The organism is Trinickia sp. HAY1-2D, assembly GCF_056754935.1.
In genome coordinates this window covers 4,275,812-4,289,851 of record NZ_JBPGWX010000002.1, presented here as the reverse complement: position 1 = coordinate 4,289,851, position 14,040 = coordinate 4,275,812, and the positions used below count along the sequence as shown (strand labels likewise).

Below are 14,040 nucleotides of genomic sequence, written 5' to 3'. Positions count from 1 at the left end.
TCGACGAGGGTCGCTCAGCCGATCGTCATCAAATTCGCATTGCCGCCCGCCGCGGCCGTGTTCACGCTCACCGAACGCTCGGTCATGAGGCGCTCGAGCGCGTAATCCTCATCGCTGCCGTTGACAAACCCGTTCGTCGCGACGCCCTGCACCGAGACGATCGGCCCCGGGCGCTGCGCCACATCTTTCACGAGCGCGAGCAACTCGTCGCTGTCGCCCTCGAAAAGTACGGCATCGTACTGCGCATCGGCGCCCGGTTGCACGCTCGCATACGCTTTCAGCTGCGGCGGCAGAGCCGCAACGAGCGCCTCGCCCGCCGCGCCCGAGAACAGCGCGCGATTACCGGTGGCCAACACGGCCGCCAGTTGAGCGCGCGCGCCGCTCGGCGTCGTTGGCACGCAGCTCACGGTACCGCGCGCACCGAGCGTGTAGGTATTGCGCTCGCCCGTCGGGCCCGGCAGCACGGCCGTCGCGCCGACCGGCATGTTCTCCAGGTAGCTGTCGCACCGCGCGGCGAGGGCCGGTTCGCGCTCGGCGATCAGCCAATCGCGCAGCACCGTCAGTGCCGCGCGCGGATTTGCGCTACCGTTGCCGCTCGCTTCTCGCGGCTGCGCATCGGCCACGAGGACGGACGCAAGCGATTTCGGCAAGCCGGCCGGACGCTTGGCCAACAAGCGCTGCAAGTAGAGCGCGCCGCCCGCTTTCGGTCCCGTGCCGGAGAGGCCTTCGCCGCCGAACGGCTGAACGCCCACCACCGCGCCGATGACGTTGCGGTTGACGTAGATGTTGCCGACATGCGCACGGGCGATCACGTGCGCGATCGTCTCGTCGATGCGCGTATGGATGCCGAGCGTCAACCCGTAGCCCGTTGCGCGAATCTCCTCGAGCAATTGATCGAGCTCGCTGCGGCGGTAGCGCACGACGTGCAGTACCGGCCCGAACACTTCGCGCTTGAGCTCGGCGATGCTGTCGACTTCGATCAGCGTCGGCGCCACGAACGTTCCGTGCGCACAGCTCTCCGCCAGCGGCAGTTGCGTCACCGCGCGCCCCTTCTCGCGCATCGCGGCGACGTGCGTATCGATCGTGCGCTTCGCCTCGAGGTCGATGACGGGGCCGACATCCGTCGACATCCGGTCGGGGTTGCCGACCGTCAACTCGAACATCGCGCCCTTGAGCATCGTGAGCGTGCGATCCGCGACGTCGTCTTGCACGCAGAGCACTCGCAGCGCCGAGCACCGCTGGCCAGCCGAATCGAACGCCGACTGCATGACGTCGGCGACGACTTGCTCGGCAAGCGCCGACGAATCGACGATCATCGCATTTTGTCCACCCGTCTCCGCAATCAACGGAATCGGCCGCCCGTCCGCATCGAGGCGTTTGCCGAGCGTCTTGTTGATGAGGCGCGCGACTTCGGTGGAACCCGTGAACATGACGGCGCGCGTACGCGCGTCGGCCACGAGTGTTGCGCCAACCGTTTCGCCGTCGCCCGGCAGCAGTTGCACGGCGCCCGCGGGCACGCCCGCTTCACGCAGGATGCGCACGGCCTGCGCGGCGATCAGCGGCGTCTGCTCGGCCGGTTTGGCCAGCACCGTGTTGCCGGCGGCCAGCGCCGCGGCCACCTGTCCCATGAAGATCGCGAGCGGGAAGTTCCACGGGCTGATGCAAACGACGGGACCGAGCGGGCGATGCGTATCGTTCGAGAATTCGTCGCGAATCTGCGCTGAGTAGTAGCGCAGGAAATCCACCGCCTCGCGAATTTCGGAGATCGCGTTCGCGAGCGACTTGCCGGCCTCGCGCACGATGAGCCCCATCAGCGTATGCATCTGCGCTTCGAGCAGATCGGCCGCGCGGGCAAGGCAATCGGCGCGCGCTTCGACAGGCGTCGCCTGCCAGATCGGCGCGGCGGCCACGGCATGGACTAGCGCCGCATCGACATGCTCGCGTGTGGCTTCGACGACGATACCGACGATATCGCGCTGATCGGCCGGATTGCGAACCTCGCGCCCCGCGCCGGCCGCGGCCTCGCCGTCGCCGAGCATCGGCGCCGCTCGCCACGGGTGATGCGCGCTGGCCAGCAGCGCTGAGGAAAGCGATGCGAGACGATGCTCGTTCGACAGATCGAGACCCATCGAATTGACGCGCTCCGACCCATAGAGATCGCGCGGCAGCGGAATCTTTGTGTGCGGCGCGCCGAGCGGCACGATCTTCGATGCCTCTTCGACCGGATCGCCCACGAGTGCCGCGACGGGCACCGATTCATCGGCGATGCGGTTCACGAACGACGTATTGGCGCCGTTTTCGAGCAACCGCCTCACGAGGTACGCGAGCAGCGTCTCGTGCGTGCCGACGGGCGCATAGATACGGCACGGGCGATTGAGCTTGTCCCGTCCGGTCACTTCTTCGTAGAGCGGCTCGCCCATGCCGTGCAGGCACTGGAATTCGTATTGGCCCGGGTAGTAGTTCTGCCCCGCGAGGTGATAGATCGCCGCCAACGTATGCGCATTGTGTGTGGCGAACTGCGGATAGACGGCATCGGGCGCACCGAGCAGGCGCTTCGCGCAGGCGAGGTACGAGACGTCGGTATAGACCTTGCGCGTGTACACCGGGTAGCCCTCGAGCCCGTCGACCTGCGCACGCTTGATCTCGCTGTCCCAATAGGCGCCCTTGACGAGCCGGACCATCACGCGATGACGGCTGCGGCGCGCAAGATCGATCACGTAGTCGATGACGTAGGGGCAGCGCTTTTGATAGGCCTGCACGACGAAGCCGATGCCGTTCCAGCCGGCAAGCTCGGGATCGAAGCAAAGCGCCTCGAGCAGATCGAGCGAGAGCTCGAGCCGATCGGCTTCTTCTGCGTCGATATTCAGGCCGATGTCATAGCGGCGCGCCAATACCGCGAGTGCGCGCACGCGCGGCAGCAATTCGGTCATCGCGCGCTCTTGCTGCGCGCGCGAGTAGCGCGGATGCAGCGCCGAGAGCTTGATCGAAATGCCGGGGCCTTCATAGATGCCACGGCCCCCCGCGGCCTTGCCGATCGCATGAATGGCCTGTTCGTACGATGCGTAATAGCGTTGCGCATCTTCCTCGGTCGTGGCGGCTTCGCCGAGCATGTCGTACGAGTAGCGAAAGCCGCGCGCTTCGTATTTGCGGCTGTTGGCCAGCGCTTCCGAAATCGTCTCGCCCGTCACGAACTGCTCGCCCATCAGGCGCATCGCCATATCGACGCCCTTTCGGATGAGCGGCTCGCCGCCCTTGCCGATGAGACGCGTCAGCGCGGACGACAACCCCGCTTCGCTGTTCGTCGTGACGAGCTTGCCCGTGATCATCAAGCCCCAGGTCGCTGCGTTGACGAACAACGACGGGGCATGGCCCACATGCGACTTCCAATCGCCCTTGCTGATCTTGTCGCGAATGAGCGCATCGCGCGTCGCGCGGTCGGGAATACGCAGGAGTGCTTCGGCCAGGCACATGAGCGCGACGCCTTCCTGGCTCGACAGCGAAAACTCATGGATAAGGCCCTCGACGCCACCGCCCGTGCGCTTGGCGCGCAATGCCTCGACGAGCCCCCCAGCCATCTTGCGGACCTCGGCCGAGAGCGCCGCAGGCAGCCGCGCCTCGCCGAGAAGGAAGGGCACGCATTCGGGTTCCGGCCGCCGGTAGGCCGCCGTGATCGCCGCGCGCAACACCGATTGCGGTTGCACACTCTGCGCGAAATCGAGGAACGGGTGCGGTGCGCCTTCGTCGTCATGCTCGGCGCCGGACGCCGCGTCGGCGAAATCGGCGGCGTGGGTTGCGCCCGTCAACTCCGGGGGCAGCTGCCCGTGCTCGATCTTTTCGAGATAGGCAAAGATGGCCTGCTTGATGAGCCAGTGCGGAGTGCGTTCGAGCCGCGTCGCCGCCTCTTTGAGCCGGGCGCGGAGCAGATCGTCGACTTTGACGCCAAGGGTGGTGCTAGCCATGATTCTTCGCTTGCCAGCCAGATGCCGGCCAATGATCAAAAGTTGGCCGAATCGTACGCCTCCCAATAAAAAGGTGCAACCGAATTGAAGATAGGGTTGCACCTCATGCCGTCCCTTGTCAGGTAAGGGTTTGAGCAGGAACGGCGCCCGGCCGCGGTGCCACTCACGCGCTCAGTGTTTTCCCTGAGCCTAAATCGTTACCAGCGCCCTCCGGAAGCGTTCGGGGCTGCCGTAAACACAGGTGAGCGCCCGGGCATCGGGTGCGGGCAACGGACAGGAAGGGAGGCGCAATGGAAAAGTGGCTCGTACTCGGCAGCATCTGGATCATGACGGTCTTCTGCCTGACGCTTTTCGTTCGAGGTGCCTCGCCCGCGATGAATCGCGCGATGGCCATCGCCCGAGTGCGTACCGCGCGGCTCGCCGCCGAGCAAGCGCAGCAGGCGCAACGCGAAGGCAAGGCGCGACAGGACGCCCAACGAATCTGACGACAACCCTATCGAAGCGCAGCATGCCCGTGGCGCCCGGGGTAACCGGACATGCAGCAGGCCAAGCGAGCCGCCGGCCAATGGCCGAGAACGGCCGAAAACAGCCGCCAACCGCAGCAGCCGCAATGCGCAGCCCCCGGGACGAATAACGCGAGACTTCGTCATGCTTTGCTCACATGAGTGCCGCTCGTCGGCCAGATATCGGCAACCGCTCAAGCGGCGCCAGGCCGCCCCCGCCCGAGGTAGAACGCTCCCGCTTGCTACCGCGAAGCCCGGCTACGCTATCGATGTGCGCGCCCGCGCGCGTTCGGCTCGCGGCCGGTTGCGATAAGGCGAGGCGGTGCGGCCGTGCGTGTCAGATATCGACGGGATCGACTTCGAGTGCCCAGCGCAGCACGCCCTTGAGCGAGCGCAGCGCCGGCTGCCAGCCCCGCAACGTGGCTAGCAATGCCGCGCGCGAACCGCTTTCGACGAGCAACTGCGCCCGATGGACGTTGGCCACCTTGACGATCGTCATCGGCACGGGATCGTAGACGGTCACACGGTCCGCCGACTCCATGCCGCCGAGCGCGGCAGCCGCAGCCTGAAGGAAGCCGATCGCCGCCTCGAGCGTACGCGCTTCGGCTCGCAGCAGTGCCTGATAGACAAAAGGCGGCAGATGCGCCTCGCGCCGCTCGCCGAGCGTCGCGTCGGCGAAACCTCCGTAATCGTGACGCGCCAGCGCCTGATAGAGCGCGTGGCGTGCATAGCGTGTTTGAACCAGCACTTCTCCCGATAGCCCCGCTCGCCCCGCCCGCCCGCTGACTTGCATGAGCTGCGCGAACAGCCGCTCGCCGGCGCGAAAGTCGTGCGAAAAGAGCGCCGTATCGGCATTGAGTACGGCGACGAGCGACACGCGCTGAAAGTCATGCCCTTTGGCGATCATCTGCGTGCCCACCAGAACGTCGACCTCGCCGGCATGGACATCGGAGAAAAGCGCCTGCGCGCTGCCCTTGCGGCGCGTGCTGTCGGCGTCGATGCGCAGTACGCGTGCGCCCGGCAAGAGCGTGGCGAGGGTTTCCTCCACGCGCTGCGTGCCGCGGCCGAGCGGCGCGATATCGACATTGCCGCACTCCGGGCAGGCGCGCGGAACCCGCGACTCCCAGCCGCAATGATGGCAGCGCAAGGCGCGCTCGGGTTTATGGAGCACGACATAGGCACTGCAGCGCGGACAGCCGGCCAACCAGCCGCATGCGTCGCACGAGAGCACCGGAGCGTAGCCGCGCCGATTCAGGAACACGAGGCTTTGCTCGCCGCGTTCGAGGCGCGCCTCGAGCGCGGCGACGAGCGGCGTCGAAAACCCCTCGACACTCGCCCGGCCGCGTCGGCGTTCTTCCTCGAGATCGATCATCCGCACGGCCGGCAATGCGGAGTCGGCCACGGCCCGTCGCGTCAGCGTCAGCCGCCGATAATGCCCCTGCTGCGCGTGCCACCAGCTTTCGAGCGAGGGCGTGGCCGAGCCGAGTACAACCGGAATCGCGAGCTGTTTGGCGCGCCACACGGCGAGATCGCGAGCCGAGTAACGCAGCCCTTCTTGCTGCTTGTAGGCGGGATCGTGCTCTTCGTCGACCACGACGAGCGCGAGCCGCGGCATCGAGGCCAGCACGGCGAGGCGCGTGCCGAGCACGATACGCGCGCGGCCACGATGCGCGGCAAGCCAGCTTCGCGCGCGCTCGCCATCGGCCATGCCGCTATGCAGCGTGACGATGGCTTCGCCGCCGAGCCGGGCGGCGAAGCGCGCGCGGAACACGGCCTCGAACTGCGGCGTGAGGTTGATCTCGGGGACGAGCACGAGCGCCTGCGCATCGGGATGGCGCGCGAAGAGCTCCGCGAGCGCATGCAGATAGACCTCGGTCTTGCCGCTGCCCGTCACGCCGTGCAGCAGGAAGGGCGCAAAGCCTTCGGCCGCACCGATGGCCTCCACCGCCTGGCTCTGCTCGGGCGTCAGCGTGGGCCGTGGCGCGCACGGCTGTGCAGGCGGCGCAGGCACGCCCGCTCCGGGTCCGGCATCGGTGGCCTCGGTAACGGCCGCATCCGCGGCCGTTTCGATCGCCTCGATCCAGCCCTGCGACTGCCACGCTTCCAACGTCGCGCGCGCCTTTGAAAAATGCGATCTGGCCTCGCGAGCATCGAGTGGCCCCGCCTCCAGTGCCCCCGCAAGGCGCCGCAACGCGTTGGCGCGCGCCGGCAGCGCGGCCGGCAACGCTTCGCGTCCGGCCGGCGTGAGCCCGAACGAGATACCGGGCGCGAAAAGCCGCTCCCAGCGCGCGGGATCGCGCAGCACTTGAGGCAGTGCCGGTAACGCAACCTCGCCCACCGAACGCTGGTAATAATCCGCGGCAAACGCCACGAGGCGAAGCCATTCATCGGTGAACGGCGCACAGCCGGCGCAGACCAGTCGGACGTCGCGCAGCCGTTCGGACGGCACCTCTGTCGTCGTCACAACCTCGCAGATCAACCCCACTATCTCGCGTCTGCCGAACGGCACCACCGCGAGCATGCCCGCTTGCGGCGCGAGTGAGGACTCACACCGATAGTCGAACAAGGTCGGCACGGGATGATCGAGCGCAATCCGGGCGATCAGTTGCGTCATGCGGCAAAGGCCCGCGGGATCATGTAGCGGCCAGCTCGCTGCGCCCGGCATACCGCCGAATCGAACTTAAAGTAAAACATCACATTCGCCGCTAAGTCGAGGATCTTGCTGGGGATTGCCCTACCCGCCGCGCCCCTGTGGATAACTTTGTTGAAAAGTGCCCAGGCGTTGGCCGTCGAGTGGCGCGGCGACGGCCTTCCGTGGGCAACCGCACATATCTCCCACCGCCCGGAAACCCTTGTCGAACAAGGCCGGAGGGGGTCCGCTACAACGTTTGCAGCATCGCGTCAACTCGCTTTCGCTCTACCGCGCCGCAACGAGAAGAATGTGCATAAGTCAAGTCTTGACAACTTGGAAACCCCCGGTCGGCGCCGTTTTCAGCCCACCGCAGCCCTTAGAGCCAGAGCCCATTTCGCTGCGTCGCAATAAAAAGGACATGCTTATGTGGCAGGAGACTGGGCGCGCAGGGTGCGACTTGCTTGATGCACTTCGTCCACGAGCTCCGCGACGTGTTCGGGCGGGGTGAACTGCGAGATCCCATGGCCCAGATTGAATACGTGGCCGGAATGCGGGCCGAAGCGCTCGAGCACGGCTCGCGCCTCGGCGCGGATCGTCGCGGGAGGGGCGAACAGCACGGTGGGATCGAGGTTGCCTTGCAGCGCCACGCGATCGCCGAGACGCGCGCGTGCGCGTGAGAGATCGGTCGTCCAGTCCAGCCCGACGGCATCGACGCCGGCATCGGCGATCGCTTCGAGCCACTGGCCGCCGCCTTTCGTGAACGTGATCACCGGGACACGCGCACCGTCATGCTCCCGCCTCAACCGACGCACGACTTCGCCGGTGTAGTGGAGCGAAAAACGCTGAAACACGCCGTCGGCGAGCGCACCGCCCCAGGTATCGAAAATCATGACCGCCTGCGCACCCGCCTCGATCTGCGCGTTCAGGTAGGCGGCCACGGCCTGCGCGTTGATTTCGAGGATCCGATGCATGAGATCGGGGCGGCTGTAGAGCATCGACTTCACCGTCCGGAAGTCGTCCGAGCCGGCGCCTTCGACCATATAGCAGGCGAGCGTCCACGGGCTGCCGGAGAAGCCGATCAGCGGCACGCGCTGGCGCCCTTGTGCGTCGGTCAACGCACGACGGATTTCGCGCACGGCATCGGTCACGTAGCCGAGCGTCGCCTCGATGTCGGGTACGGCCAGGCGCGCAACATCGGCCTCGTCGCGCACCGGGCGCGCAAAGCGCGGCCCCTCGCCTGCAGCGAACGACAGGCCGAGCCCCATCGCGTCGGGAACCGTCAGGATGTCGGAAAAGAGGATCGCCGCATCGAGCGGGTAGCGTTCGAGCGGCTGCAGCGTGACCTCGGTCGCGTAGTCGGGGTTTTTGGCGAGACCGAGGAAACTGCCGGCCCGCTCGCGCATGGCGTTGTACTCGGGGAGATAACGGCCGGCCTGGCGCATCAGCCAGATGGGCGTGTACTCGGTCGGCTCGCGCAGCAGCGCGCGCAAGAAGGTGTCGTTGATCAGGGTCGAGGGCACGTTGGGTCTGCGAGGCGGCGCGGCTGGAAAAGCGCTCATTTTACCGGACGCGAGCGGGCAGCCGTCGCGCTCGCGACAAAAGCACGCAGGCAGAGTTTTGATGCTGCTACCATCGCCGCAAACGTCCAATCGGAGACCACGATGAGAAAAGCCACCCTTGCCTGCCTGCTCAGCCTTGCCTGCTCTGGCACTGCGCTAGCCGACGCGACAGCGGACTCGGCAGCGGCGCCTCCGGCATCGCGCCTCGATGCGATCGCGGCGCGCACCACGCTGCGCGTGTGCACGACCGGCGACTACAAACCCTATTCGTTCCTGAAGTCCGACGGCACCTTCGAAGGAATCGACATCGACATGGCCGAATCGCTCGCGAAGTCGCTCGGCGCGAAGGCCGAGTTCGTGAAGACGACGTGGTCGAATCTGATGAAGGACTTCATCGCAAAATGCGATATCGCCGTCGGGGGCGTCTCGACGACGCTCGAGCGCCAGAAGCACGTGTTCTTCACGGAACCGTACATGATCGACGGGAAGACGCCGATCGCGCGCTGCGCCGACGCGGACAAATACCAGACGGTCGCTCAGATCGACCAATCGTCCACGCGTGTGATCGTCAATCCGGGCGGCACGAACGAGCGTTTCGCCAAGCAGTATTTCCCGCACGCGAATGTCACCGTCTACCCGGACAACGTGACGATCTTCAAGCAGATCCTGGCCGGCAAGGCGGATGTCATGGTGACCGACGCATCGGAGACGCTGCTGCAGCAAAAATTGAATCCGGGCCTGTGCTCGATCCATCCCGACAAGCCGTTTCAATACGGGGAGAAGGCCTACATGGTCCCGCGCGGCGATGTCGCGTTTCAGCAATATGTCGACCAATGGCTGCATCTTGCCCGCGCAACGGGCGAGTTTCAGGCCATTTCCGATAAATGGCTGAAATGAAGGCGCGCCCCGAAGCGGCGTGAAGACCGGCCGCGCGGGGTTTCCCCGCTCCCTCCGCATGCGCGGCGCGCCGCCGTCATGCTGGGGGTCGGCGCCAAGGAGGCGCGCGCTCGATCTTGACCATTCGGCAGCCGCGCGATCGCATGTAGCCGGCCACCGAGTCGCTGGGACGACGCCGATGCCAGGACAGCCCGCTCCGGAGATCGCGCGTCAACATACGCCGCAATGCCAATGGCTCCTTCATCGTCTCGAAAGCCGTAGAGAAAAAGCAACGAGCAACATGTCCACTTGCGCATCGTCCTAAAAATGGCGATTTAGCATTTCGAGCTAAATTTTCCGGCTAATCTTTATATTGGTTTGCATGAAATGGAATATCCGGCAATTGACTCCCGCCCGCAATTGGCATGCAATTCTGTAATCGATACCAAGCCACTTGCGCATCGGAAATAATGACCCAATTTGCGCAAAATTCGGCAAAAAGTCCCGCTGCGCCTTGTCCCGCCTAGGTTACATCCTGAAACACTTTGTTACCGCGTCGCCCGGGCAATTCGCCCACAATGCCCCTCAACGGTTTCAACACAGGTGTGTTTCGACGTCCCAATATTTGCACTTTCTGACTTCGTGCAATAATGATGCCGAAATCCGATCAGACAGATCGAATCCTTTTGGGTACATCTTTGCTGGAATCGTCGAGGCGCAATACATAGCGCCTCATTGGTTCCTTCCTTGGTCTCCTCGCGCTAACCCCGTAGCGTGTGGTTTTTAGCGGGCCGCTGGCCCGCTTTTTTTTTGCCTCACGGGTTCGTCGCGCCACCGCCCTCAACAGGTCTTCGGCAAGGCGAGCCCGAGTTCCTCGACCATGCGCTCGCGCATGACGAACTTCTGCACCTTGCCTGTCACGGTCATCGGCATTTCGTCGACGAAGCGCACATAGCGCGGCACTTTGTAGTGCGCGATGCGGCCCTGGCAGTACTCGCGCAATTCGTCTTCGGTCATCTGCTCGCCGGGACGCAACGTGACCCAGGCGCAGACCTCCTCGCCATACTTCGCGTCCGGTACACCGAAGACCTGTACGCTCTGAATCTTCGGATGCTGGAATAGGAACTCCTCGATCTCGCGCGGATAGATGTTCTCGCCGCCTCGAATCAGCATGTCTTTCAGGCGTCCGACGATGTTGCAATAGCCCTCGGCATCGATCGTCGCCAAGTCGCCGGTGTGCATCCAGCCATCCTGAATCGCCTCGCGTGTGCGGGCATCGTCGTCCCAATAGCCGCGCATGACGGAGTAGCCGCGCGTCCAAAGCTCGCCAATCGCGCCGACCGGAACGGTCCGTCCCTCGGCATCGACCACCTTCGCCTCGAGATGCGGCTGAATGCGGCCCACCGTCGACGTGCGCTTGTCGAGCGGATCCGTCGTTGCACTCTGGAACGAGACCGGGCTCGTCTCGGTCATGCCGTAGGCGATCGTGATTTCGGACAGGTGCATCCGTGCCACGACACGCTTCATCGTCTCGATCGGACACGGTGAACCGGCCATGATCCCCGTACGGAGCGCAGTCAAATCGAACCGGTCGAAATCGGGGTGATCGAGCTCGGCGATGAACATGGTCGGTACCCCATGCAGCGCCGTGCAGCGCTCCTCCGAGACAGCGGCGAGCGTGGCGCCGGGATCGAACGCCTCGGCCGGAAATACCATGGTGGCGCCCGCGGAAACACAGGCCAACACGGAGAGCACCATGCCGAAGCAGTGATAAAGCGGAACGGGAATGCAAAGCGAATCGTTCTCGGTCAACCGCATGGCGCGGGCGATGTACCGCGCGTTGTTGACCACATTGCGGTGCGTGAGTGTCGCACCCTTGGGATGGCCGGTGGTGCCGCTCGTGAACTGGATGTTGATTGCGTCGCCCGCGGAAAGCATCGCTGCACGGGCATCGAGCGCGGCCGGATCGAGCGAGACGCGGCCTTTTTCGATGAGCTCGCAAAAAGTCAGCATGCCGGGGGTCGGCGTATCGCCCATTCGCACGACCGTGCGTAGCTGCGGCAAGCTTGCGGCGTGCAACGCGCCGGGCTCGGACTTCTCCAGCTCCGGCGCAACCGTGCGGAGCATGTCCAGGTACATCGACGTCTTGAACTGCGGCGCCGCGATCAGCGCGACACAACCTGACTTGTTGAGCGCGTATTCGAGCTCCGTAAGGCGATAGGCCGGATTGATGTTGACGAGGATCGCGCCGATGCGAGCCGTCGCGAATTGCGTCATGAGCCATTCCACGCGATTCGGCGACCATATGCCAACGCGATCACCGGCCGCAATGCCGAGCCCTAGCAGCCCCGCGGCAAGCACATCGACTTCGTCGGAGAATTCGCGCCAGGTCCAACGGATGCCCTGCTCCCGAAAGACCACAGCGAGACGATCGGGGAACTGCGCGGCGGTAGCCCCAAGGAACTCGCCGATCGTCGCGTCCGACAATGGCGCGTCGCTCGCCCCTCGCACATACGAAACACCGTTTCTCGGCGCAATCAGCGCGCCGTTCTCGCGCCCGGCATCATTGCTTGACATGGCAGGTCCCTTGCGGCGTTGGCCTTCTGGCGCTCGATTCTCCCATTCGAGCCTGCGCCAATATATCGAGGGTTACCCGCAGCATTGCGGAAAAACGATTTCACCGTCGGGCGGCGATTGACCGGACCGCAAGCACCGGCTCGAACCGCACGTTCATTCGCACATACGATGAAATCTTCGCCTGCATTGCCGGCTCGACGACCCAATTGCTGTTTCATAACGCCATGCATTGGCACACCGAAAAATTGTTCTCATGACTACGTAAATATGTAGATAAAGTCAAAATCTGTTCGCCCCACCGATAATTTATTCGGCCGGCGAAATAATACCCAACGTGCGTTTATTCGAGGGCGAGAAACATGCAGCAGCGCCGGGCAGATTATGATCGAGCTGGTCTATTGGAGCATATCGAGCGACAATTCAAGATCGCTTGGCACGGCGTTCATGGAATCGATCATTGGCTTCGCGTCCAGCATTATGCGTCGCAGGTCTGTATGCGGCGTGGGGCCGACCCGTTGGTCGTGGAATTATTCGCACTGCTGCACGACAGCTGCCGGGAGAGCGAACGGCATGATCCGTTGCATGGGGAAAGAGGCGCAGAACTCGCGTATGCGTTGAACGGGACGTTTTTCTCGTTATCCGGATATCGGATCGACCTGCTGTGCACCGCCATTTACTTTCACAGCGACGGGCTGACCCATTCCGACGTCACGATTCAATCGTGCTGGGACGGCGATCGTATGGATCTGGGCAGAGTCGGCATTCAGCCAAATCGGAAGTTTTTGTCGAAACAAGCGGCCGATTTGCTCGACGAGTTAATTCCACAAAGCGTGAACCTACATCAATAGCACACTCTTGTACCGGCTTCCCCGATTAAACGCCGATGCCGATGCATTGGCGCAGAGAGTTCATGCGCGTCATCGCGAGCGGGCGCATGAGTAGTAGAAGTGTCGTAAATCGACATTGCCTGATTTTTTATCCTTCAACCGGAGCTCGATATGCCACTTACGATTGGTACGGCCACACCTGTATCCACCCCGCAGCCCACCGCCGAGTCCGCGGACCCCAAAGTATTCATCCCTTCACCGCGTCAGGCGTCTGGCGGCAGCACGCTGCTGCAGAACCTCGCGCTACTCCAGCGCACGAAGGAACAGCAAGGCGGCGCCGGCCTCAATGCCGCCGAGTGGGAGCCGCCCAACACGGGCAACCCGCGACTGTAATGTTGCCAGGCGAGCGTCACAGGCGCTCGCCTGATTTGGCGGCGCCGGGCCGCCATGATGCCTGCGCTGGCACGCCGCCTTTTTTCGGAAAGCATCGACATGCGAGGAACGAATGGGAGCCGCCCCCTCTGCGATCGGGATGCGCGAAGTCCGCGAAACGCCCTCCGTTCTCTATCACGGAAGCCCTTATTGCTTCGACGAAGCGTTGCCTTCATTTACGACGCCCATCACGGACCCCGAATGCCGCAGAGCCGTTTATGCGTCGAGGGAGCGCAGAGTCGGTCTCGCGTTTGCGCTCGGATACCGCTCGATCGAGCGTTCGGATTTTCGCCGTGCGCGATTGTGGTGCAACCAGGACGAGGTCTTCGTGGCGGTTCGCGCAGACCTGATCGACCTGGACGCGGAGAGCTTTCTCTATCACATGCCGCCGACGACGTTTCGAACGGAAAACGGGTGGGAGTGGCTATCCACGACAAAGGTGGTCCCGCTTCGCCGCGAGACGGTGCGCGCCGGCGCTTTCCTGAACCTCGTCTCGGTCGTCGACGATGAATTCGTCTACGCGGTGTGCGAGCACGCCTACGATCCGTTTGCCTGAAGTCAGGGCGATCGGCCAACGACCATTACCGTTGATTGACTTCCATGACATATCCACGAATCGACATCCACGAAGGCAGCGTTCGCTTCGCCGACGGCCATCGCACTCGGCTTCTAAGC

Annotated in this window: 9 protein-coding genes; 5 read left to right on the top strand and 4 right to left on the bottom strand. The window is 64.1% G+C overall.

Translation table 11 applies throughout. The features are described 5' to 3' along the window. Positions 1-14: 14 nt before the first annotated feature. The gene (putA, locus tag ACR9ZC_RS26975) at positions 15-3,959 is read right to left on the bottom strand and encodes a trifunctional transcriptional regulator/proline dehydrogenase/L-glutamate gamma-semialdehyde dehydrogenase (RefSeq protein ID WP_481582595.1); all 3,945 of its coding nucleotides are present in this window, start codon (positions 3,957-3,959) and stop codon (positions 15-17) included. Between the two features lie 290 nt (positions 3,960-4,249). Here putA and ACR9ZC_RS26970 point away from each other — a divergent pair, with 290 nt between their 5' ends. Then, complete coding sequence (locus ACR9ZC_RS26970; RefSeq protein WP_481582594.1) at positions 4,250-4,444, top strand: hypothetical protein; 195 nt, start codon at positions 4,250-4,252, stop codon at positions 4,442-4,444. Between the two features lie 355 nt (positions 4,445-4,799). On the opposite strand, the gene ACR9ZC_RS26965 is transcribed toward ACR9ZC_RS26970, so the two are convergent. Further along, a complete protein-coding gene (locus tag ACR9ZC_RS26965) occupies positions 4,800-7,076 on the bottom strand; it encodes a primosomal protein N' (RefSeq protein ID WP_481582593.1) in 2,277 nt (758 codons plus the stop codon). 440 nt (positions 7,077-7,516) lie between these two features. Then, positions 7,517-8,614 carry a uroporphyrinogen decarboxylase gene (hemE, locus tag ACR9ZC_RS26960; protein ID WP_481582592.1) on the bottom strand — a complete coding sequence of 366 codons (1,098 nt, stop codon included), beginning with the start codon at positions 8,612-8,614 and terminating at the stop codon, positions 7,517-7,519. A 141-nt stretch (positions 8,615-8,755) separates the two neighbouring features. On the opposite strand from hemE, the gene ACR9ZC_RS26955 reads away from it, so the two are divergent. After that, the gene (locus ACR9ZC_RS26955) at positions 8,756-9,550 is read left to right on the top strand and encodes a transporter substrate-binding domain-containing protein (RefSeq protein WP_481582591.1); all 795 of its coding nucleotides are present in this window, start codon (positions 8,756-8,758) and stop codon (positions 9,548-9,550) included. An 819-nt stretch (positions 9,551-10,369) separates the two neighbouring features. Here ACR9ZC_RS26955 and ACR9ZC_RS26950 read toward each other — a convergent pair. After that, positions 10,370-12,106 (bottom strand): AMP-binding protein, encoded by a 1,737-nt coding sequence (locus ACR9ZC_RS26950; RefSeq protein ID WP_481582590.1) that lies wholly within the window; start codon positions 12,104-12,106, stop codon positions 10,370-10,372. A gap of 359 nt (positions 12,107-12,465) precedes the next feature. On the opposite strand from ACR9ZC_RS26950, the gene ACR9ZC_RS26945 reads away from it, so the two are divergent. The 3 genes from ACR9ZC_RS26945 to ACR9ZC_RS26935 all read left to right on the top strand — a co-directional run bounded on the left by ACR9ZC_RS26945 (position 12,466) and on the right by ACR9ZC_RS26935 (position 13,921). Further along, positions 12,466-12,954, top strand: a complete 489-nt coding sequence (locus ACR9ZC_RS26945; RefSeq protein ID WP_481582589.1) for an HD domain-containing protein — start codon at positions 12,466-12,468, stop codon at positions 12,952-12,954. A gap of 150 nt (positions 12,955-13,104) precedes the next feature. Next, positions 13,105-13,326: a hypothetical protein gene (locus ACR9ZC_RS26940; protein ID WP_481582588.1), complete on the top strand. Its 222-nt coding sequence runs from the start codon at positions 13,105-13,107 to the stop codon at positions 13,324-13,326. A 112-nt stretch (positions 13,327-13,438) separates the two neighbouring features. Continuing rightward, positions 13,439-13,921, top strand: a complete 483-nt coding sequence (locus ACR9ZC_RS26935) for a hypothetical protein (protein ID WP_481582587.1) — start codon at positions 13,439-13,441, stop codon at positions 13,919-13,921. Positions 13,922-14,040: the final 119 nt, after the last annotated feature.